Annotated in this window: 19 protein-coding genes; 10 read left to right on the top strand and 9 right to left on the bottom strand. The window is 68.1% G+C overall.

Going from position 1 to position 21,151, the window contains the following annotated elements:
* Positions 1–22 precede the first annotated feature (22 nt).
* Both BLV94_RS29245 and BLV94_RS29240 read right to left on the bottom strand, forming a co-directional pair.
* Positions 23–2,299: a transglycosylase domain-containing protein gene (locus tag BLV94_RS29245; protein WP_241031397.1), complete on the bottom strand. Its 2,277-nt coding sequence runs from the start codon at positions 2,297–2,299 to the stop codon at positions 23–25.
* Positions 2,300–2,674: 375 nt separating this feature from the next.
* Positions 2,675–3,106, bottom strand: a complete 432-nt coding sequence (locus tag BLV94_RS29240; protein ID WP_072947293.1) for a DUF5318 domain-containing protein — start codon at positions 3,104–3,106, stop codon at positions 2,675–2,677.
* Positions 3,107–3,194: 88 nt separating this feature from the next.
* Between BLV94_RS29240 and BLV94_RS29235 the strand changes: the two genes are divergently transcribed.
* From BLV94_RS29235 to BLV94_RS29210, 6 genes are all read left to right on the top strand, one after another.
* The gene (locus BLV94_RS29235) at positions 3,195–4,049 is read left to right on the top strand and encodes a DUF1707 SHOCT-like domain-containing protein (protein ID WP_072947294.1); all 855 of its coding nucleotides are present in this window, start codon (positions 3,195–3,197) and stop codon (positions 4,047–4,049) included.
* A 24-nt stretch (positions 4,050–4,073) separates the two neighbouring features.
* Positions 4,074–4,898 carry a DUF1707 SHOCT-like domain-containing protein gene (locus tag BLV94_RS29230; protein ID WP_072947295.1) on the top strand — a complete coding sequence of 275 codons (825 nt, stop codon included), beginning with the start codon at positions 4,074–4,076 and terminating at the stop codon, positions 4,896–4,898.
* Between the two features lie 7 nt (positions 4,899–4,905).
* The gene (locus tag BLV94_RS29225) at positions 4,906–5,697 is read left to right on the top strand and encodes a DUF1707 SHOCT-like domain-containing protein (protein ID WP_072947296.1); all 792 of its coding nucleotides are present in this window, start codon (positions 4,906–4,908) and stop codon (positions 5,695–5,697) included.
* A gap of 180 nt (positions 5,698–5,877) precedes the next feature.
* Positions 5,878–6,435, top strand: coding sequence for a PadR family transcriptional regulator (locus tag BLV94_RS29220; RefSeq protein ID WP_005264441.1), 558 nt, complete (start codon positions 5,878–5,880; stop codon positions 6,433–6,435).
* Complete coding sequence (locus tag BLV94_RS29215) at positions 6,428–7,513, top strand: inositol-3-phosphate synthase (protein WP_072947297.1); 1,086 nt, start codon at positions 6,428–6,430, stop codon at positions 7,511–7,513. Before BLV94_RS29220 ends, BLV94_RS29215 begins: the two co-directional genes overlap by 8 nt.
* 132 nt (positions 7,514–7,645) lie before the next feature.
* Positions 7,646–8,896 (top strand): T3SS (YopN, CesT) and YbjN peptide-binding chaperone 1, encoded by a 1,251-nt coding sequence (locus BLV94_RS29210; protein ID WP_072947298.1) that lies wholly within the window; start codon positions 7,646–7,648, stop codon positions 8,894–8,896.
* Here the strand turns inward: BLV94_RS29210 and BLV94_RS29205 are convergent.
* Together BLV94_RS29205 and BLV94_RS29200 are read right to left on the bottom strand one after the other, a co-directional pair.
* The gene (locus tag BLV94_RS29205; protein ID WP_072947299.1) at positions 8,893–11,115 is read right to left on the bottom strand and encodes a transglycosylase domain-containing protein; all 2,223 of its coding nucleotides are present in this window, start codon (positions 11,113–11,115) and stop codon (positions 8,893–8,895) included. The two genes, BLV94_RS29210 and BLV94_RS29205, sit on opposite strands and share 4 nt — an antisense overlap.
* A gap of 132 nt (positions 11,116–11,247) precedes the next feature.
* Positions 11,248–11,439, bottom strand: a complete 192-nt coding sequence (locus tag BLV94_RS29200) for a hypothetical protein (protein ID WP_072947300.1) — start codon at positions 11,437–11,439, stop codon at positions 11,248–11,250.
* Between the two features lie 276 nt (positions 11,440–11,715).
* Here BLV94_RS29200 and BLV94_RS29195 point away from each other — a divergent pair, with 276 nt between their 5' ends.
* Complete coding sequence (locus BLV94_RS29195; RefSeq protein ID WP_072951815.1) at positions 11,716–12,927, top strand: IS110 family RNA-guided transposase; 1,212 nt, start codon at positions 11,716–11,718, stop codon at positions 12,925–12,927.
* A 21-nt stretch (positions 12,928–12,948) separates the two neighbouring features.
* Here BLV94_RS29195 and BLV94_RS29190 read toward each other — a convergent pair whose 3' ends face one another.
* From BLV94_RS29190 to BLV94_RS29170, 5 genes are all read right to left on the bottom strand, one after another.
* Positions 12,949–13,842 carry a carbohydrate ABC transporter permease gene (locus tag BLV94_RS29190; RefSeq protein WP_074933823.1) on the bottom strand — a complete coding sequence of 298 codons (894 nt, stop codon included), beginning with the start codon at positions 13,840–13,842 and terminating at the stop codon, positions 12,949–12,951.
* Entirely contained in the window at positions 13,839–14,888 is a 1,050-nt protein-coding gene (locus BLV94_RS29185) for a carbohydrate ABC transporter permease (protein ID WP_072945195.1), read from the bottom strand. The genes BLV94_RS29190 and BLV94_RS29185 overlap by 4 nt, the downstream gene beginning before the upstream one ends.
* Before the next feature lie 15 nt (positions 14,889–14,903).
* Positions 14,904–16,178: an ABC transporter substrate-binding protein gene (locus BLV94_RS29180; protein WP_072945193.1), complete on the bottom strand. Its 1,275-nt coding sequence runs from the start codon at positions 16,176–16,178 to the stop codon at positions 14,904–14,906.
* A gap of 148 nt (positions 16,179–16,326) precedes the next feature.
* Entirely contained in the window at positions 16,327–17,400 is a 1,074-nt protein-coding gene (locus BLV94_RS29175; RefSeq protein ID WP_072945191.1) for an ABC transporter ATP-binding protein, read from the bottom strand.
* A gap of 238 nt (positions 17,401–17,638) precedes the next feature.
* Entirely contained in the window at positions 17,639–18,571 is a 933-nt protein-coding gene (locus BLV94_RS29170; protein WP_072945189.1) for a sucrase ferredoxin, read from the bottom strand.
* Positions 18,572–18,632: 61 nt separating this feature from the next.
* On the opposite strand from BLV94_RS29170, the gene BLV94_RS29165 reads away from it, so the two are divergent.
* The 3 genes from BLV94_RS29165 (at position 18,633) to BLV94_RS29155 (ending at position 21,013) form a co-directional block, all read left to right on the top strand.
* Positions 18,633–19,601 (top strand): ABC transporter substrate-binding protein, encoded by a 969-nt coding sequence (locus tag BLV94_RS29165; RefSeq protein ID WP_072945187.1) that lies wholly within the window; start codon positions 18,633–18,635, stop codon positions 19,599–19,601.
* 72 nt (positions 19,602–19,673) lie between these two features.
* On the top strand, positions 19,674–20,492 hold the full coding sequence (locus tag BLV94_RS29160; RefSeq protein ID WP_072945185.1) for a DUF2786 domain-containing protein: 819 nt from the start codon (positions 19,674–19,676) through the stop codon (positions 20,490–20,492).
* Complete coding sequence (locus tag BLV94_RS29155; RefSeq protein ID WP_072945182.1) at positions 20,489–21,013, top strand: TIGR04338 family metallohydrolase; 525 nt, start codon at positions 20,489–20,491, stop codon at positions 21,011–21,013. The genes BLV94_RS29160 and BLV94_RS29155 overlap by 4 nt, the downstream gene beginning before the upstream one ends.
* Positions 21,014–21,151: the final 138 nt, after the last annotated feature.

The raw sequence follows: 21,151 nt of genomic DNA, 5'->3' as shown, positions 1-21,151 counted from the left end.
TCCGCGAGGCTACCGGTCGCCGTTAACGGGTCGGAACCTGCTGCTGGCCGTTGCCGTTACCGGCGTTCGGCGGTGTCGTCGTCTCCGGTTCCGCCGGAACGGCCGGGGCCGGGGTGGTCTGCCGCGGTGCCAGTCCCGGGATCGGGATGGTGATGCCGGGCAGGATCTCCACCGGCGAAGGCGTCACGACCACCGGCGGCACGAGTTCCGTCGGCAACTGGAACGTGCTCGACGGCGGCGCCGACGTCTTGGTCGGTGCGGGCGCCGAATAGGCCGGGACACCCGACTGACCACCGATCGCACCCGGCTTCGGGAACTTCTCGACGTCGGTGCCCTCGAGGGCGCCGTCCATCGTGTCCTTCCAGATGTCGGAAGGCAGACCGGAACCGTAGATCATGGCGCCGCCGCTGTTCTCCAGCGCCTGACCGTCGGTGGTGCCGACCCACACCGCCGTGGACAGCGACGGGGTGTACCCGACCATCCAGGCGTCCTTGTTCTTCCCGGTGTCGCCGAGCTGCGCGGTACCGGTCTTCGCGGCCGACGGGCGTCCGCCTGCCAGGTTGTGGCCACGCGAGTACCCGGCGATCGGCTCCATCGCCGACGTCACGTTGTCGGCGACGTCCTTGTCGATGCGGTCCTCACCGGTGTCGCCGCCGCGGTCGAGCAGCACCGTCCCGTCCGCGCTCACGACCTTCTGCACGAAGTGCGGGGCACGGTACGTGCCCGACGCGGCCAGTGTGGCGTAGGACGACGCCATGTCGAGGACCCGCGACTGGTACTGGCCTAGCACGATGCCGTTGTTCGGACCACTGCCGTCCGGCTCGGTCAGCGAAGGCCCGACGCCGGGGATCTCCTGCGGGATGCCCGCCTTGTGGGCCATGTCGGCGATCGCCTGCGGTCCGCCGTCGAGTTCGAGTTCCTGACGGTAGAAGCTGGTGTTCAGCGACCGCTTCAACGCCTCGGCGATGGTGCAGGTGCCGCAACCCTCGCCCTCGACGTTGCTGATAGTGATGCCGTTGACCGTCAGCTCCGAGCTGTCGTACATCTGCGACAGCGGGATGCCCTGGTCGAGGGCCGCGGCGAGACCGAACACCTTGAACGACGAACCGGTCTGCAGGCCGGCGTTCGCGAAGTCGTAGCCGCCGCCGTCCTCGCCGCCGTAGTACGCCCGCACCGCGCCCGTCTTCGGGTCGACCGACACCACACCGGTGCGCAGGTTCTCCGGCTCACCCTCCATGTTCGAGCGGACCGAATCCACGGCCGCCGCCTGGGCGACCGGGTCGATGGTGGTGGTGATCTCGAGGCCCTCGGTGTTGAGCAGCTGCTCGCTGATCCCCGCCTCACCCAGCTCCCGCAGAACCTGGTTCTTGATCAGACCCTCCGGTCCGGAATCCTGGTTGCCGTTGTCGACCTGAGCGATCGGCACGTACGGCGGATACTGCATCACCGACCGGGCCGACTGCTGCAGCGTCCCCGCCGACACCATGCCGTCGAGCACGTAGTTCCAGCGCGCCTGCGCGCCCTCCGGGTTGGTCTCCGGATCGAGCAGCGACGGCAGCTGGATCGACGACGCCAGCACCGCGCTCTCCTCGACCGTCAACTGGTCGACGGGCTTGTTGAAGTACGCCTTCGACGCGGCCGCGATGCCGTACGCACCACGCCCGAAGTAGATGGTGTTCAGGTACGCGGCGAGGATGTCGTCCTTGGACCACTCACGGGCCATCTTCGACGAGATGACGAGTTCCTTCATCTTTCGCGTCAGCGAACGCTCGGAACCGACCATCGTCTTCTTCACGTACTGCTGCGTGATGGTCGAGCCACCACCGGCGCTGTCCTTGCCCAGGACGTTGTCGCGGGCGGCACGCGCGAAACCACCGATCGAGAAGCCGGGGTTCGAGTAGAAGTCCCGGTCCTCGGCAGCGAGCACCGCGTCACGGGTGTGCTTCGGGATCTGGTCGAGCGTCACCTCGGTGCGGTTGCCCTCCGGCGGCACCACCTTGCTCAGCACCGACGTGCCGTCGGACGCGTAGATCGTGGCGACCTGGTTGGTCTTGAGGTCGCCGGGACGCGGAACGTCCTGGACGACGTAGGCCGCCATGAACAGCAGGATCGGGATGATCAGACCCAGCGCGACACACGCGAACGCCGTCCGGCGCACGATCTTCCACCGCGACTTCTTCACAGCCGTCTTCTTTCCACCCTTCGGCGGTTCACCACCGCGGCCGCCACCGGTCTTGCGGCCGTTCGACGGCGGCGGTCCCGGCGGGCGCCCACCGGGGCCCGACTGGTTACGCGCCACCGGGGGCGCACCCGCGGGACGTCCGGGCGGGGGACCGGGACGGCGCGGCGGGGGACCGGGCGGCCGGCCACCACCCTGCGGCGGCGGACCGGGACGACGCGGCGGCGGGCCGGGGGGACGGCCACCACCCTGCGGGGGCGGAGGCGGCATCCGGCGCGGCGGGGGACCACCCGCAGGCTGTCCGCCGCGGGGTGGTGGACCTCCGGGGCGCCCCTGTGGCGGGGGGCCACTCGGTCGTCTCGGTCCGTTCGGTCGATCACCCGGGGCGTTGCTGCGGGGGGAACTCACGTACAAATCTCCAGTGGTTGTGGACCGGCTTCAGTCCTGCGTTACGTCTGTGGGCATTCTTCGGCCCGCGTCCGTGTTCGGGCGTGTCTACTCGCTCGCGGTGCGACGGCTCGGAGGCCGAGGCCGTGGCGACGACCGCCTGGGCCGTTTCGGTGCGGGCACGGTACCGAGAACATAGGACTGAACCAAATGGTTCCAGCTGCATGTCCGGCACACCTCGACCACGTGAACCGAGAACTCCTCCTGAGTGGACGCAAGACGCACCAACTCCTCGGCCGTACGAGCCGAACCCGACACCGGGCCCAACTTGTCGCCGAAGACCCAGGAAACCAGAGTCAACTGCTCCTTACGGCAGATCGGGCACACCACGTCACTGCCCTTGCCGTGGAACTTTGCGGCACGAAGCAGGTAGGGGCTGGCGTCGCAGACCTCCTTGACACCCGTCCTGCCCGAGTAGACCTCGGCCAGGAGAGACCGGCGCTGAAGCGCATAGTCCACCACCTGCCGCTGTATCCGCACGGAGACCAGAGTACGTGCGTCGCGTTCGGAGAGAAGGGGTCGGTCGAGTGACGCTGGTCAAACACGGTTACCGCACTACGATGCCGATGTGGCCTCAGGACCGTCCTCGCAGACTCGCGCACGTGACCTCGACCGGGTCAACGCATGCAGCCAACTCGACGCCGCGTACGCCGACGGCCAGCTCGGCGCCGGCGAGTACCACGACCGGTCCGCCCAGGCCATGTCCGCGAAGACCCTGGCCGAGCTGAACCTGCTGATCAGCGACCTGCAGCTGCCCTCGGCGGTCACGGAACAGGCACCCGTCCGGACCCCGGGATCACCCCGGCGGGCGCTGCGGATCGCGGTCGCGTGCGGGGCGGTGATCGCGGTCGGCACGATCGGTCTCGCGCTCACCGGGCAGGACGGCCCGGACCCCGTCGTCACACCGGTCCCGGCGCAGGTCGAGAAGCCCCTGGCCCAGCCGGAGGTCGCGGTGCCCGCCGTCGAGCCGATCATCGTGGGAGCGGCGCAGCCCCTCACCCAGGACGGGATCTACGCCCTCTTCGAGCAGTACCGGCAGACGTTCGGCGACCTCACCGTCCACGAACTGGGGTTGTACGACAAGTACGCGATCCTGTCTCGGACCGCCCCGGACGCCCCCGAGAAGGTCGACCGGTACGACTTCCGCGGCGGTTTCAAGAGCTCGGGCATCCGCACACAGCGCCTTCCCGGAACCGGTGAAGTCGACCTCGCACAGGTAAACGTAGGGGCACTCGTCGCGCTCATTGCCGACGCACCGCGGCTGGTCGGAGTCCCGGACGGCACCATCGGGCACGTTCTCCTCGCCGACGGCGGCAAGGGACCCACCATCAACGTGTACGTCTACGACAAGGCCCAGACCGGCGGCGGCTACCTGCGGGCGACCCTCGGCGGCGACGTCTGGCAGGTGAACCCCGCGAACTAGGGGTTTGCGCTCTAAGATCCTCGGGTGGCCAGCCGATACCCGCCGAACACGCGGGCACGTGACATCGATCGAGCCAACACGTCCGCACTGCTCGATGCCGCATTCGGCGACGGCCAGATCAACAAGGCCGAGCACCGCGCGATGTCCGAACTCGCCTCGGAGGCCCGCACCCTGGCCGACCTCGACGTTCTGGTCGGCGACCTGCAGCGGCCCGCCGACGCACCGCCGGACGCCCGGCCCCCGCGCGACACCGCCAGGCCCTGGTTCCCGCTCGCCGTCGCCGCGGTCGCGGTCGCGGCGGCGGTCGGCGCCTTCACCCTCGCCGACGGCGACGACGCAGAGGCCACCGTGACGCCCGTCGCGCAGCAGATCGATTTCGATGCCGTCGAACCGCTGGTGGTCGCGACCCCGAACCCTGTATCCCCCGAGGGCATGAAGGTGTTCCTCGACCGGTACCGCGCCAAGTTCGGCGACCTGATCGTCGACGACCTCACCCTCTACGAGGGCGGCCACGCCAGCCTCGAACGCGCGCTCCCACTCGAACCGAACCGGATGGTGAGCTACGCCTACCGCGGCGGGTTCACGCCGTCCGGCACCCCGACCACCCGGAAGGTCGACACGCCCGTGTTCGACCTGACGACGCTGAACCTGGACAGGATCGGCGGAACGGTCGCGGGCGCCCCGGTGAGCCTGAACGTCCCCGACGGAAAAGTCAGTCACATCTCGTTCCAGACCGACAGCGCCGGCCCCACCGTGTCGATCTACGTGAACAACGAGTTCAGCGAGAGCGGATACATGGAACTCACCCCGTCCGGTGAACCACTGAGCGTCCGCCCCTTCGGCCGATAGGACGCAGATGCCCAGGACCACACTCGCCGGTATCCGCGCCCGCGACTCCGACCGCGCCGACGCGTGCGGGCTGCTCGACGCCGCCCTCGCCGACGGTCAACTGTCCGCCTCGGAACACGCCTCCCGCACCTCCACGGCGATGCGGGCGAAGACGTTCGACGAACTCGGACGCCTGATCGGGGACCTGCAGATCCCCAGCCGGCTCGCGGCCAGCCCCGTCGTGTCGCCGCGCCGCCGCCGATCGCCCCGGCGATGGGTGTACGCGGCGATCCTCGTTTTCGCCGCGGCCGCCGTCGGCGGCATCGCCGGAGCCGTCGCGAACAGCGACCTCGGCCCGTCGAAATCGGTGCCGAACCTGACCACCGGCGCGGGCCTGCACTTCTTCCTCGAGGAGTACCGCGCCGAGTACGGCGACTCCGTCGCCGACGACGTCGGCCTCTACCCGGAACACGCCGTCGTCGACCGGCCGGCCGCCGGCAACGCGAGGCAGTCCGATTCCTACCTCTACGACGGCGAGTTCGACGACTGGGGCAGTTCCTCGAGCCGCGCCGCCGATGAGAGGTCCTTCGACCTCGGCACCGTCGACCAGGTCGCGATCGCCGGACTGCTCGCCGGGGCACCCGAAACCCTGCGCGTCCCCGACGGTGCTGTGGAGATCGTGTCCTTCGGCTACGAACCCGGCTCCGACGACGGACCGCCGACCATCTCCATCCACGTGAAGAACGCCGACGGCGACAGCGGGCACATGGTCGTCGGATTCGACGGCGAGCCGTTCGACATCTACCCGTACGAGGGCTGAGCGTCCGGGCGGCTGTCCCGCCCCCCTGAAACATCGTCGGCGCTTGCGTGCGCCCGGACCAGGGTTGACAACCTGTGACGGCTTGTCTCATGTATCGAGCGGGCGTATCGTCGTATATATCGGTGCGATATAGTTTTGAATCGCATCACACGGTTAGGTCGGGCGACTCAGGGGGTGGACATGCTCGAATTGGCAATTCTCGGGCTGCTCCACGAGTCACCCATGCACGGATACGAGCTACGCAAGCGGTTGACGGGACTCCTGGGTGCATTCCGCGCCTTTTCGTACGGTTCCCTCTACCCGACGCTCCGACGCATGCAGGCGGACGGATTGATCGCCGAGGACGCAGGTCCTCCGGGGACCGTCAAGCGTCGCGCCCGCCGCGTCTACCAGCTCACGCCGATCGGCAAGGAGCGGTTCAAGGAACTGGTCGCCGACACGGGTCCGCAGAACTACACCGACGATGGATTCGGCGTTCATCTCGCCTTCTTCAGCCGCACACCCGCAGAGGCGCGGATGCGGATTCTCGAAGGCAGACGACGCCAGGTCGAGGAGCGCCGGGAGGCACTCCGCGACGCGATCGGAAAAGCGAGCGGCACGCTGGATCGCTACACCAAGCAGCTCCACCAGCTCGGTCTCGAGTCCAGCGAGCGTGAAGTGCGCTGGCTCAACGAGCTGATCGCCGCCGAGCAATCGACAGCAACACCTAAGAAAAAAGGAGAACCCGACCATGGGTGAGAACAGCACCGCGGTGCGCGTAGCCATTGTGGGCGTGGGGAACTGTGCCTCGTCCTTGGTTCAGGGCGTGCAGTACTACAAGGACGCCGACGAGACGGCGACCGTTCCCGGCCTCATGCACGTCAAGTTCGGCAAGTACCACGTGCGCGACGTGCAGTTCGTCGCCGCGTTCGACGTCGACGCCAAGAAGGTCGGATTCGACCTGTCCGAGGCCATCTTCGCCAGCGAGAACAACACCATCAAGATCGCCGACGTCCCGCCGGCCGACGTTCCGGTGCTCCGCGGCCCCACCCTCGACGGCATCGGTAAGTACTACGCCGAGACCATCGAGATCTCCGAGGCCGAGCCCGTCGACGTCGTCAAGGCTCTGAAGGACGCCAAGGTCGACGTGCTGGTCTCGTACCTGCCCGTGGGTTCCGAGGACGCCGACAAGTTCTACGCCCAGTGCGCCATCGACGCGGGTGTCGCGTTCGTCAACGCCCTGCCCGTCTTCATCGCGTCCGACCCCGAGTGGGCCGCGAAGTTCAAGGACGCCGGCGTCCCGATCGTCGGCGACGACATCAAGTCGCAGGTCGGCGCCACCATCACCCACCGCGTGATGGCGAAGCTATTCGAAGACCGCGGCGTGCAGCTCGACCGCACGATGCAGCTGAACGTCGGCGGCAACATGGACTTCAAGAACATGCTCGAGCGCGACCGCCTGGAGTCGAAGAAGATCTCCAAGACGCAGGCCGTGACGTCGAACCTGACCCGCGACCTCGGTCCGGGCAACGTGCACATCGGCCCGTCCGATCACGTCGGCTGGCTCGACGACCGCAAGTGGGCGTACGTCCGCCTCGAGGGCCGCGCGTTCGGTGACGTTCCGCTGAACCTGGAGTACAAGCTCGAGGTCTGGGATTCCCCGAACTCGGCGGGCATCATCATCGACGCCGTCCGCGCAGCCAAGATCGCCAAGGACCGCGGCATCGGCGGACCCGTCTACCCGGCGTCCGCGTACCTGATGAAGTCCCCGCCGGTCCAGATGGCGGACGACAAGGCTCGCATCGAGCTCGAGGCGTTCATCATCGACGCGGAGTAATCCACACAGCTTTACGGGCGAATGCACCTTTCGTCGTCTTCACGGCGACGAAAGGTGCATTCGCCTTTGTGTTCGACTTCTTGTCAGACCCTCCCTCTACGGTGACACCCAGGATTCATCGAGGGAGGCGTGATGTCCGACAACACTTTCGATCGCGAGATCGACGACGCCTGGACCGAGCTCCAGGACCGTCTGACCGGCTATGTGCACGCGATGGAGGACGACGACGAACTGGTGCTGCAGTCGCAGTACGACAGCGTCGACGAGGGCCTCGTCGAGACCGCCGCGTGTGTGCGGTTCTTCGCGTGGGCCGGCGACAGGGTGCGGTGCGAGGTGCCGTCCAACCGCTTCCTGCACCCGGCGCGGGCGCTCACCGCGGAGGAGCACGAACGGCTGATCGAACTCGGCTGGAACCGCCCCGACCTGTGCGAGCACGTCGACGAGGGCAACGGCTCCGCGTCGTACTACCTCGACGCCGACCGGGACGACGCCCACCTGCTGGCGTCGATGACGGTCACCGTGTTCCGCGAGATCTGGGACCTTCTGCACCCCTCGTTCCTGAAGGCGATCACCGGCGGCCGGGACGAGACCGCCGAGTTCGGTACCGCCGACGTCCCCGCCCAGCTCCGCGACGGCACCGGGTTGCGCGACCGTGTCGACGCCGCGGTCGAGGCCATGCTCGAGCAGGAACCGGGCAAGGACGCGGACGGCGACATCCTCGTGTGGGTCGGCGACCTCCCCACGTATGTGCGGGTCATCGAGGAGGACGCCCGCGTCGAGGTGTTCGCCCGCGTGGTCCACACGATCAGCGACCGCACGCGCACGGCGGAGGCGCTGGCCGACCTCAACCGCCAGTGGCCCGACATCAAGTTCCTGCTCATCGTCGACAACGTGGTCGCCGTCATGCGTGTCGACGGGTCACCGTTCGTCGCCGATCATCTGGTGTCGGTGTTCCGGATGTTCGAGCATTTCGTGGACACCGTCGACGACGCGTTCGCCGAAAAGCTTGGCGGCAAGATCAATTCCACACCCGAGGCCACCGCCTCGTCCGCCGAGCACGAATGTGCGGACGAGTTCCCCGCCGCCCTCGTGACCCTGATCCACCTCGACTCCGAGAGCGGTCTCGACCCCGACGACGTCGCGGAAATCTGCGGACGCGACCGCGACACCATCCTGGAATTCCTCCGCCTCTGCTCCGAGCAGGAGATCGAGTGGCGGCACAACGGCGAACTCGCCCGCGAAGAGGACGCCGAAGAGGCCGACATGTGCGAGGACGAGGCGCGGGCCTGGGCCAAGACGAAGGAAAGCCTCCGCGCCGCGCTGCGAGTTGTGGTGCTGCCGCACCGAACTCCGCCGCGCGGCGGGTTCCAGAACCTCGGCTAACCCGGCAGCGGGATGATGACGCCCGGCAGGATTTCGATCTGGGTCGGCGCCGGGACGGGTGCGGGCACCGGTGGGACGGGCGGCATCGGGACGGTGGCCGGCGGTGGAACCTCGACCGGTGCGGGCGTGGGCGCGCCGGGTGGTGGGACGGCCCCACTGGTGCCGGGAGCCGTTCCGTCGCCGCCGGTCTGACCGCTCCACGTCGGCACGCCGGCCTGGCCGCCGATCGGGTCGGGCCACGGGAAGTCTTCCCAGTCGGTGTCGTCGAGCGCGCCGTCCATCGTGTCCTTCCAGATGTCCGACGGCAGACCCGAACCGTAGATCAGCCCGCCCCAGGTGTTGTTGATGGCGGTGGCGTCGGCCTTACCGATCCACACCGCCGTCGACAGCGACGGCGTGTAGCCGACCATCCAGGCGTCCTTGTTCTCACCGGTGTCGCCGAGTTGCGCCGTGCCGGTCTTCGCCGCGGACGGGCGTCCCCCCGCCAGCGCGTGGCCCCGCGAGTACGAGGCGATCGGCATCAGCGCCTGGCTGATGTTGTCGGCGACGGCCGCGTCGAGTCGCTGCTCGCCGGGGCTGGGCGCGCGGTCGAGGAGCACGATACCGTCGGCGGTCACGACACGCTGCACGAAGTACGGCTGGTGATACACCCCGGACGCCGCGAGCGTCGCGTACGCGGACGCCATGTCGATCGGCCGCGACAGGTACTGGCCGAGGACGATGCCGCCCTCCGGTTCGCCGCCGTCCTCACTGAGCGTCTTGCCCTGCACCCCGGGAATGAAGTCCGGGATGCCCGCCTTGTGCGCGGCGTCGGCGATGGCCTGCGGGCCGTTGTCCATCGACATCATCAACCGGTAGAAGCTCGTGTTCAGCGACCGCTTCGTCGCCTCCGCGATGGTGCACGTGCCGCAGGACTCGCCCTCGACGTTGCCGATCTGCACACTGCCGACAGTCAGGGGAGCACTGCTGAACCGGGCCGAGAGCGGGATGCCCTGATCCAGTGCGGCGGCCAGGCCGAAGACCTTGAACGACGACCCCGTCTGCAGCGGCGCCTGCGCGTAGTCGAAGCCGGCGCCGTCCTCGCCGCCGTAATATGCGCGCACACCGCCGGTGCGCGGGTCGATGGACACGACCGCGGTCCGCAGCGCCGGATCCTCACCTTCGAGGTTGTCGTGGACGGCGTCGATCGCGGACTGCTGCGCCCGCGGGTCGATCGTGGTGGTGATCTGCAGGCCCTCCGTGTTGAGGGTCTGCTCGGAGATGCCCGCATCCGACAACTCGCGCAGCACCTGGTTGCGGATCAGGCCGTCGGGGCCGGGCGCGGAGTTGGCGTCGGTGGGCCGGTTGGACGGCGCCGTGACCGGGAACTCCGCGGCACTGCGGTCCTGCTGGCTCAGCACACCCATCGAGACCATGCCGTCGAGCACGTAGTTCCACCGCGCCTGCAACTGGTCGAGGTTCGCTTCGGGGTCGAGGTAGGACGGGCTCTGGATCACCGAGGCGAGCACCGCGCCCTCGGCGACGGTGAGGTCGCCGACCGGCTTGTCGAAGTACGCGCGCGACGCCGCCTCGATGCCGTATGCGCCGCGACCGAAGTAGATGGTGTTCAGGTAGGCGGCGAGGATCTCGTCCTTCGACCACTCGCGGGCCATCTTGGTGGAGATCACGAGTTCCCGCATCTTCCGGTACACGTTGCGGTCCGCGCCGACCAGCACGTTCTTGACGTACTGCTGCGTGATCGTCGACCCGCCGCCCGCGCTTTCCTTGCCGAGGACGTTGTCGCGGGCGGCACGCATGAACCCGGTGACGGAGAACCCGGGGTTGGAGTAGAAGTTGCGGTCCTCCGCCGACAGGACGGCGTCGCGGACGTGCTGGGGGATGGCGTCGAGCGCGATCTCGGTGCGGTTACCCTCCGGCGGGATCACCTTGGTCAGCTCGGTGGTGCCGTCGGCGGCGAAAACGGTCGCCACCTGGTTGGTCTTCATGTCCGACGGCCGCGGGACCTCGGCGCGAATGTAACTGACGAGGAAGACGACGAGCGGGATGACCAGCAGCAACGCGATCACGACCAGGCTCACCCGGCGGACCGTGCGCCACCGGGTGCGCTTCTTCTTCCCGTCCGGTGGTGGGGTGGTCGTCTCGGCCGAACCGTCGTCTGCGGGCGGTGTGTCTCCCGGATCGGAGGCACGATTGTCCGTCGCGTCGTTGCCTGAACTCACTTACACACTCCCGGTCAGTTATCCGGTCACGGAGGATCGTCGCACCCACCCGTACGTATGTTATGTGAACGACCGGAGGCGTGGCGTGCGGCGCGCTATCGCTCAGCAACTATCCGTACCGACCGGACGGTTTCAGCGCATCCGATTCCGGGCGGTGATCGCCAGCCCCGACAGCACCAGGCACCCGAGCAACACCAGCGCGGGGGTGACGCCGGGGTCGCCGCGGAACACCTCGACGACCGCGGCGACGAACGCCATCACCGTGAAGAACCCGAGGATCCCGATCAGGACTTCGAGCCGCTGCCGCTTGGCCACCGGATGCACGACCGACCCCGCCTAATGGGAGTCGATCGGCGAGCCTTCGACAGGTGACTGCCCGTCCACGACAAGCTGATCACTGAGCCGCCGGCCGGTGAGCACTGCTCTCGCCTGGAGTGAGGTTGACTCCTAGAGTTAGATTGTGCCCCGGCCGGTCGGTGAGGTCGCCTATAGCGCTGATGGGATGTCGTGCCGTATGAGCACTGATCCATTAGGTCGATGCCGGGTGCCTCTGGGCTCGAACAGGTTTCATCAAGAATAGGAGACCAAAGGAGGCGATCGATGATCTTCGTCGGAGACGACTGGGCCGAACAACATCACGATGTCCATTTGATGGACGACACGGGCAGGCGACTGTCGTCGCGTCGGCTGCCGGAAGGACTCGCCGGCATCCGCACATTGCACGAACTGATAGCCGGCCACGCCGACGAGCCGGGTCAGGTCGTGATCGGCATCGAAACCGACCGCGGTCTGTGGGTACAGGCGCTGACCGCCGCCGGCTATCAGGTGTACCCGGTCAACCCCCTCGCGGTCGCCCGCTACCGCGACCGTCACCACGTCTCGGGCGCGAAGTCCGACGCCGGTGACGCCAAACTGCTCGCGGACCTGGTACGCACGGACCGGCACAATCATCGCCCGATCGCCGGCGACAGCCCGGACGTGGAGGCGATCAAGGTCCTCGCCCGCGGACACCAGAACCTGATCTGGGCCCGGACCCGGCAAACCAACGCGCTGCGCTCGGCGCTGCGCGAGTACTACCCGGCCGCGCTGGAGGTGTTCGACGACCTGCACGACCGCGACACCCTCGCCGTACTCGGTCGCGCCCCGACTCCCGCCGAGGCCGCGCACCTGACCCTGCCGGCGATCCGATCCGCGCTCAAAAGGGCTGGTCGGCAACGAAATCTCGATACCCGGGCCCGCGAAATCCGGGCCGGGTTGCGGGTCGAGCAGCTCGCCGCGCCGGCGCCGGTCGTCGCCGCGTTCGCCGCCACCACCCGCGCGGCGGTCGGTCTCATCGTCGAGTTGAACCGGCAGATCATCGAACTTGAGTCCACACTGGCCGACCATTTTGAGTCACACCCGGACGCCGACATCTACCGTTCCCTGCCAGGACTTGGTGTTGTGCTCGGCGCCCGGGTGCTCGGTGAGTTCGGGGACGACCCCGACCGCTACACCACCAGCAAGTCTCGCAGAAACTACGCCGGCACCTCCCCGCTGACGATCGCGTCCGGCAAGAAACGTGCGGTACTCGCCCGCCACGTCCGCAACCGGCGTCTCTACGACGCTATCGACCAGTGGGCGTTCTGCGCTTTATCGTCCAGTCCCGGTGCCCGGGAGTTCTACGACCAGCGACGCGACGCCGGCGACCTGCACCACCAAGCGCTCCGCGCCCTCGGCAACCGCCTCGTCGGCCTCCTCCACGGCTGCCTCCGCCACCACACCCACTACGACGAACACATCGCCTGGGATCACCGCACCATCCGGGCGGCTTGACGTCCTACGGCCCTGGGATGTCTAACTCTTCACGCCGCCGGCCGTCAGGCCCGACACGATGCGACGCTGGAACAGCAGCACCATGATCACCAGCGGAATGGTGACGATCGTGCCCGCCGCCATGATCGCCGCGTACGGCACGACGTGCGGGTCGTTGCCGGAGAACCGGGCGATCGCGACCGTGACCGGTTCGGTGGCGTCGCTGGAGAGCTGGCTGGCCAGCAGGTACTCGTTGACGGTCGCGATGAACGCGAGGATGGCGGTGGTGAACAGGGCGGGTGCCGCGAGCGGCAGCATCACCAGCCGGAACGCCTGACCGCGGCTGGCGCCGTCGATGCGGGCCGCCTCCTCGAGTTCCCAGGGAAGTTCCTTGAAGAACGACGTCAGCGTGTAGATGGTGAGCGGCAGGACGAACGAGATGTTCGGGATGATCATCGCCTGGTACGTGCCGATCCAGCCGATGTTCGTGAACAGCTGGAACAGCGGGGTGACCAGGGCGACGACGGGGAACATCGACGCGCCGAGGACGATGCCGACCACCACGTACTTGAACCGGAACTCGATGCGGGCCAGCGCGTAGGCGGTGAAGATGCCGACGGCGAGGGCGATGACGGTGGTGATTCCGCCGATGATCATGCTGTTGACGACGGCGCGGGTGAAGTTGTTGCCGCTGCTCGTCGACAGTGCGTTCTGGAAGTTCTCGAGCGTGACGTGCGTGGGCCACGGGGTGGTGTCGAACGTGTAGTCCGGGTCGCGGAACGCCGTCACCATCATCCAGTAGAACGGCGCGAGTCCCCAGACCAGGATGATCGCGACGCCGATGTAGATGCGGGAGTTCTTGAACGCGAGCCGCTTCGGACGGTTCCGGGTGGGGGGTTTGCTCGGGAGTTCGAGCTCCGGGGCGCGGTGGGTCACGGCTTCGGGCCCTTTCGCTGGGCTTCCTGAGTTTCGACGGCATTGGCGCCGAGGAATTTCACGAGCACGAATGCCACCGCGAAGATCAGGAGGAACGTGATGGTCGAGAGTGCGGACGCGCTGTTGAATCCTTGCCGCACCTGGTCGACGACGAGGATCGACACCGTCGTGGTGGCCGGGTTACCGCCGGTCAGGATGGCGGGCAGGTCGTACATGCGCAGGGCGTCCATGGTGCGGAACAGGATCGCGACCATCAGCGCCGGTTTCACCAGCGGGAGCGTGATCTGCCGGAACCGCTGCCACGCGGAGGCGCCGTCGACCCGCGCCGCCTCGTACACGTCCTGCGGGATCATCTGCAGCCCGGCGAGGATCAGCAGGGCCATGAACGGGGTGGTTTTCCAGACATCCGAGATGATCACCGCGAACCGGGCCGGCCAGGCGTCCGAAGTCCACAGGATCTCGGTGCCGAGGAGGCGGTTGGCGATGCCGTCGTAGGCGAAGATGAAGTACCAGAGCTTGGCGGTGACCGCGGTCGGGATGGCCCACGGGATCAGGACCGCCGCGCGCAGCAGGGCGCGGCCCTTGAACGTCTTGCCCATGATGATCGCCATCCACAGGCCGATCGCGACCTCGAGAGTCACCGTGACGACCGTGAAAAACGCGGTGTTCCCGACGGCCGACCAGAACTGGGAGCCGAGCGTGCCGGGCGGGCACGCGACCGCCACCCCGCTCGGGGACGTGCACTGCTGCAGGATCCAGTGCGTGTAGTTGGTGAATCCGGCCCAGCCGCCCTCGACGAACATGCCGGTCGTCGGATCGAGTCCCGCGTCCTTCTGGAACGACATCACCACTGCCCGGACCACCGGGTAGCCGATGACGACGGCCAGCACGACGAGCGTCGGTACGACCAACATCCACGCGCGACGACCGCTCAGCCCGGAGCTTCGCGTGTTCTCGCTCTTCTCACGCGAACCGCGGCCGGGGTCGGAACCCCCGGCCGCGGTACCGGCCGGCGCTCCACTGGTGGTCCCAGTCGGAACGGCCATGTTCACTCCTGTGCTCTACGAGCCTGCGGACTGGATACCGGACTGCATGTCCGTGATCGCCTGATCCACCGACTTCTCACCCTTGATGGCAGCGTAGGCGTTGTCCTGCACGGCCTTCGACACCGCCGGGTAGAACGGCGTAACCGGGCGGGGGACGGCGTTCTCGATCGACACCTTCAGCGTCGGCATGAACGGGAACGCGGCGATGATCTCCGGGTCGTCGTACAGTGCGGCGCGGACCGGCGGCAGCGAGCCCATGGCGATGATCCGCTGTGCCTGCTCACCCTGCAGGAAGGTGAGGAAGTCGCGGGCCGTCGCCTTGTTCTCGGAGTACGCGCTGATGGCCGCGTTGTAGCCGCCGAGCGTCGAGGCGCCGATGCCGTCCTTGCCGGGCAGCGGGGCGACCGCGTACTTGCCCTTCACCGCGGACGAATCCTTGTCGGCGGTGCCGTACACGTAGGGCCAGTTGCGCAGGAACAGCGACTTGCCGTCCTCGAACGCCTTCTGGCTCTCGGGCTCCTTGAACGTGGTGTCCTGAGCCGGGATGTCGCCGTTCTTGAAGTTGTCGACCAGAACCTGCAGGCCGGCGCGGGCCTCGGGGCTGTCGACCGTGGGGGTCTTGCCGTCTTCGCCGACGAACGAGCCACCGTAGGCGTTGATGACCTCGGCGGTGTTCACCGTCAGGCCCTCGTACGGTGCGAACTGACCGGCGTAGCAGTCGATGTTGTTGGTCTTCGCGACCTCACACGCGGCGGCCAGCTCGGTCCACGTCTTCGGTGCGGCGGGCAGCAGGTCGCTGCGGTAGTACAGCAGGCCGCCGTTGGTGTTCTTCGGCGCCGCGTACTGGGTGCCGTTGTAGGTGGCGCTGTCGACCGTGGCGGGGAGGATTCCGGTGTTGTCCACCGCGAACTCGCCGGTCAGCGGCTGCAGCCACCCCTTGGCCGCGAACTCCGCGGTCCAGGGGACGTCGAGTGCGACGACGTCGTAGTCGGACTGCTTGGCCTGCAGGTGCTGGACCAGGTCGTCGTGCGCCTGATCGGCGTCGTTCGACTGCTCCTTGAACGTCACCTGCTCGTCCGGGTGCTCGGCGTTCCATGCGTCGATGATCTGGCGGACGACACCGGTCTCGGTGGTGTCCTTGCCCTCGACGTACGTGATGGGTCCGCGACCGTCGAGGTTCTCCGACGTGGAATCGCTGCCGCTGTCGCTCGAGCAAGCGGTGAGCGTGACCAGCGAGGCAGCGGTGGCAAACACCGCGGCGCGCCGAACCGCTCTCGAAATCTGAACCATGGAGTCTCCCCGTGGGTAAAGGTGGATGACCCCGCCACGGTGCGACGAGATTTCGAGGCACCGCTGCGGCGTCGGAACATACTGTGGCATGGAACACCGCCACTGTCCGGCATTACCCCCGACCTGAATCGGTCAGGAGACGCCGCGATCAGCTGAGCCGGTACCCCTCGGACGCCGAGAACAGGTGCACCTGCGACGGGTCGACGTGCAGTTTCACCAGGTCACCCTTGCGGGGCGGGTTCCGCCAGTCGGCGCGGGCCACCAACTGCTGCGTCTCCCCGTTGACGGTGCTGCGGCCGTAGATGTAGGCGTCGGATCCGAGTTCCTCCACCACCGCCACCTCCATCGGAATGCCGGTGGTCGACAGTTCCAGGTGCTCTGGGCGGATCCCGACGACCACCTGACGCTCGTCGGAGTCGGCACGCAGCTGCCGGGGCAGCGGGATGGTCGCGTCGCCGAGCAGCACCCCGTCCGGGGTGATCGGCAGCGTGAAGAGGTTCATCGACGGCGACCCCATGAAACCGGCGACGAACACGTTCGCCGGCCGGTTGTAGAGGTCGCGCGGCGACGCACACTGCTGCAGCACCCCGTCCTTCAGTACGGCCACCCGGTCGCCCATGGTCATGGCCTCGACCTGGTCGTGCGTCACGTAGACCATCGTCGTCTCGAGGCGCCGCTGCAGCTGCGCGATCTGGGTGCGCGTCTGCACCCGGAGCTTGGCGTCGAGGTTGGACAGCGGCTCGTCCATCAGGAACACCTGCGGCTGCCGGACGATGGCGCGTCCCATCGCGACGCGCTGCCGCTGACCGCCGGACAGCGCCTTCGGCTTGCGGTCCAGGTACGGCTCGAGGTCGAGGAGTTTCGCCGTCTCCTCGACCCGCGTGCGGATGTCGTCCTTCGCGGCGCCGGCGAGCTTCAGCGCGAAACCCATGTTCTCGGCGACCGACATGTGCGGGTACAGCGCATAGTTCTGGAACACCATCGCGATGTCGCGTTCCTTGGGTTCCTGGGTGGTGACGTCGCGGTCACCGATGAGGATTCGACCGCTGTGGACGTCCTCGAGCCCGGCCAGCATCCGCAGCGACGTCGACTTGCCGCAGCCGGACGGGCCGACGAGGACCAGGAACTCGCCGTCCTCGATCTTCAGGTCGAGCGTGTCGACGGCCGGCTTGTCCGAGCCGGGGAACAGGCAGGTGGCACCGTCATAGGTCACTGTGGCCATGAACGTCGAAGTCCCTTCTACCCGGCGCCGCGCTCAGGTGCGTGAAAATGTACCTGTTGACACACTTTCTCACTCACCTGTGGGTTGGTCCGGTACGAATTCCCCTCGGTCCGAATCATGTTGGTCGGATTCATGTACAGGTTTCTCCACAGCTGGGGATGAACCCCGCAATGAAACGGGGGCGTGAATACCGTGTGAACACAGGGCGCTTCGCGCCCCGTGCGCCTTTTTGGTTGTCCTAGCTACCAGAAAGGCGCACGGGCGGAGCCGCCTCGAACCGGTCCGGGCTGTCCACGACACCGGCGCTGCAGGCGGTCAGGCGGGGTTCGGCGCGGGTCGTGCGGACCCGGACCCGGTCGGTGCCGCCGGGGTGCCTGACCAGGACGTCGGTGTCGCCGTCCTGGCGTGGGACCGCCGACAGCGGGATCACGTCGTCGAGTCCGAGCAGCGACCGCTCCGCCCGGACGGTGTGCTCGGCGAACTGCAGCACCGGGTCGTCGGTGCACCGGCCGCGGTAGTGTTCGAGCACCACCCGCCCGCGATCGTGCTCGGCGACAATATGTTCCGCGACCCCGGCCGTGACCCTCCCGTAATAGATGCCGGACGGCAGGCACACCATGGTCGCGGCGAACCGGTCGCCGCCGACGTGCGTCGACTCCCAGACCCGGCCGCCGCGATGGCCGAGGCCGGTGACCACGGGGCGTCCGAACGACGCGCAGCAGGCGTCCTTCTTGCCGTGGGTGCAGACCAGGAACAGTGATTCGGTGGCGTCGAGACGATCCCCGAGCCCGGGTGGCGCGTCGACGGTGAGGTCCAGGTCGAGCAGTTCCCGGTCCTCGCGCACCAGCAGTCGTTCCGCCCAGCCGTCGGCGCGGCCCGGCCGGGCGAGATAGACGTGCCGTCCGGCGGCGAGGTCGCGGCGCTGCCGGGTGCGGATCAGCGCCGGACGCACCCCTGCGTCGGCGCACCGGGCGGCGAGTGCGTCGCCGAGGACCGGGTCGAGGCGGCTCTGCCGCAGTCGGTCGCGGCCCCACGGTCCGGGCTGCTCGATCAGCAGCCATCCGCTCACCCGGGGTGCGGTGCCGCACAACGGCTCCTGCAGTGACTGGGAGAGCGCCGCGCAGGCCGGTGGCGTCCACCCCTCGGGCGGCGTCGTCGTCTGCACACTCACACACGGACTGTATAAGGTTAGGTTCGCCTATCTTCCACCCCCTTCGAGATCGAGGTCCAGGATGCGTTCAGCCACGTGCTCCCCGAATGTCACCGACGTCCAATGGCAGGAAATCGTCGACGCCCTGACGCGACGACAGTTCGGTGCCGGGCTGGGAGCAGCAGCGCTGGCCGCGTTCACCGCCGCGTGCGCGGGACCCGACGCGGCGTCGGACGGCGACGGCGGCGGCCGGCGGACGGTCACCCACGCGATGGGAACGACGACGGTGAGCAACCGGCCCAGTCGCATCGTCGCCCTCGACAGCCTGCCCATCGACACCGTGGTCACGCTCGGGAAGATCCCGGTCGGCGCGGCTCAGGCCGGTTCCGCCGACGCGCTGCCCGCCTACCTCGGCGGCGGACTGGACAGCACCACCGTCGTCGGGTCGATCGCCGAACCGAACCTCGAGGCGATCGCCGCGCTGCAGCCCGACCTCATCCTCAGCAGCAAGCAGCGGCACGGTGACCTGTACGACGCGCTGTCGACGATCGCACCCACCGTCTTCTCCGTGTCGCCCGCCGTCGACTGGCAGGGGACGCTGCGGCTGTTCGCGGAGGCCATGGGCGAAACGCAGGCCGCCGAACAGAAACTGTCGGAGTTCCACGCCCGCGCCGCCGCGCTGAGCGAAACCACCCGGGGCCGCACCGCACACGTCATCCGCGTGATGGACGACGGACTGCGCCTCCACGGTCCCGGCACGTTCTCGGGTTCGGTGCTGACCGCCGCCGGCTACACCATCACCGGGCAGCCGTGGGACGCGAAGAACGACATGTCCGAGATCTCGCTCGAGAACGTCGCCCGGATCGACTCCGACATCGCATTCGTCGCCAACACGGCCGCACCCGGTGACCTGGGCATCGACCCCGTCCTCGTCGGGCAGATGGGGCCGTCACGACGCGACGGCGTCCGCCAGACCGACTACCGGGTGTGGATCACCGGCATCGGTCTCACCGGCGCAAACCTGATCCTCGACGACCTCGAGCGGCTGTAGGCGGCTTCGCCGCCCGTGCGCGGTCAAGGAGTGTCAGGACTCGTCAACCACTCACGGGCGTAGCCTGCCCTGGTGAGTTCCGACAAGATGCTGACCCGCATCGGTGGGCTCCTCCGGCAGGCGGAATCCACCGACAACCCGCACGAGGGCGAGGCCTTCATGGCGGCGGCCCAGCGGCTCGCCACCGCCTCCTCGATCGACCTCGCGGTGGCGCGCGCCCACGCGGCAGGCCGGGAGAAGCGGGCGACGCCCACGCAACGGCTGATCACGATCGGTGAACCCGGCAAGAAGGGTCTGCGGACGTACGCGCAGCTGTTCCTGGCGATCGCCGCCGCCAACGACGTGCAGTGCGACATCGCCCAGACGTCGGCCGTCATCTACGCGTACGGGTTCGCCGGCGACATCGACATCTGCGAGGCCCTGTACGCGAGTCTGCTGATCCAGATGGTCCGGGCGTCCGACGCCTACATCAAGTCCGGCGAGTACCGCGACGAGACGACGGTCCGGACGCAGGTCGAGACGCGCGGACGCCGCCGGGTCGCAACCCGGGTGCGACGCCCCGTCGCCGGCGTCACCGCCCGGTTGAACTTCCAGCTCGCCTACGCCGCGCGGGTCGGGCAGCGCCTCGCCGACGCCAAGAAGGATGCCGAGGAGCAGGCGGTGTCGGTGCCGGAGTCGTCGGCGGAGACGGCGCTGGTCCTGCGCGACAAGCAGCTCGAGCTGAAGGACTACTACTCGGAGAACTCGCAGGCCCGCGGCACGTGGCGCGGCGGCCGGGCGTCCGCCGGACATTCGTCGAGTGCACAGCGGGCGGGGGATCGCGCCGCCCGGACCGCACGGTTGAGCAATTCTCCCGAACTGTCTGTCGCACGCAGACAGATCCCGTCGTGAAGCGACCCCGCGACACTCAGCGCACCGCCGTCTACGACGCCGAAGCGTTGGTGCGCATCATGTTCGACCGCGCCGACGAACGCGGCCTGCGGGTCGTCGACGTCCTGGGTTCGCAGGTGACGCTGCCGGTGGAACGCAAGTTCGCGTCCATCGATTCGGTGCAGGACTACGTCGACCGCGTGCTCGCACTGAACTGGGTGCGATCCACGTGGACGCGGGCGGCCACCCCGATCCACGTCCGGGCAAGGTCGGGTAACAAGGCCGCGCACTACGAAAGCGATTGCGCGACAATCGCCGTACCCGAGCACCGGAACGGCAACGCCTGGGCGTTCCGCGAACTGGTGGTGCTGCACGAGATCGCCCACCACCTCGACCCGTCCGATCCCGAATACCCGACGGTCGCGCCGCACGGACCGGAATACGTGGACCGCTACCTCACCCTGGTCGGGGAAATCATCGGCCCCGAGGCGGCGTTCGTCCTGCGGACCATGCTCCTCGCCGGCGGGGTGCGGCTGAACTGACGCCCGGACGGCCGGGCGAACGTACCTTTCGGCGCATCCGAGGCGACGGACGGCACATTCGCCCACTCAGGGGTGCCGCGGGGCCCGAGTTGCGCGGCCGAATTCGCAGCGCCGGCAAGGCTTTCGCGTGCCCATTCC

Origin of the sequence: Rhodococcus koreensis, assembly GCF_900105905.1 — a bacterium.
GTDB classification, from domain to species: Bacteria; Actinomycetota; Actinomycetes; order Mycobacteriales; family Mycobacteriaceae; genus Rhodococcus_F; species Rhodococcus_F koreensis.
This window is presented reverse-complemented; position numbering and strand designations above follow the sequence as displayed.